1 protein-coding gene is annotated in these 719 nt (G+C 70.0%); it reads left to right on the top strand.

Going from position 1 to position 719, the window contains the following annotated elements; translation table 11 throughout:
- Positions 1 to 719, top strand: a 719-nt coding sequence (locus EF918_RS36360; protein WP_125653034.1) for a cytochrome P450, incomplete at both ends; no start/stop codon positions are given.

Below are 719 nucleotides of genomic sequence, written 5' to 3'. Positions count from 1 at the left end.
CTTCCAGGCCTGCACCCGCCTGCGCCACACCATCGACGAAGCCCTCGCGCAACGCCGCACCACCGAAACCGACCACGGCGACCTGCTCTCGATGCTGCTGAGCGCGCGCGACACCGACGGCCGCGGACTGACCGACACCGAAATCTCCGACCAGGCCGTCACCTTCCTCATGGGCGGCGCCGAAACCGTCGGCTGCACCCTCTCCTGGGCCCTGCACACCCTCACCCAGCACACCGGCCTCGAAAAGCGCCTGCACCAGGAGGTCGACACCGTCCTGGCCGGCCGCCGCCCCACCCACGCGGACTTGCCCCGGTTGACATTGACCCGCCAGGTCGTCGACGAAACCCTGCGCCACTACCCCCCGGCATGGATGGTCACCCGCACGGTCACCACCGACACCGAGATCAACGACCACCCCGTCAAAGCCGGCACCACCGTCGTCTACAGCCCCTACCTCATCCACCACCGCCCCGACCTCCACCCCGAACCCAGCCACTACGACCCCGACCGGTGGGCACCCGAACGCCCCCAGCCACCGCGCCAGGCCTTCGTCCCCTTCGGCACCGGCGCCCGCAAATGCATCGGCGAACAGTTCGGACTCATCGAAACCACCCTCGCCCTGGCCACCATCACCAGCCACTGGCACCTGCGCCCCCTGCCTGACGCCGCCCACGTCCGCCCCAAACTCGTCGCCACGCTCATCCCGCGCGGACTACGCC

Source organism: Streptomyces sp. WAC06614 (genome assembly GCF_003949795.1).
Taxonomy (GTDB): Bacteria; Actinomycetota; Actinomycetes; order Streptomycetales; family Streptomycetaceae; genus Streptomyces.
This window is presented reverse-complemented; position numbering and strand designations above follow the sequence as displayed.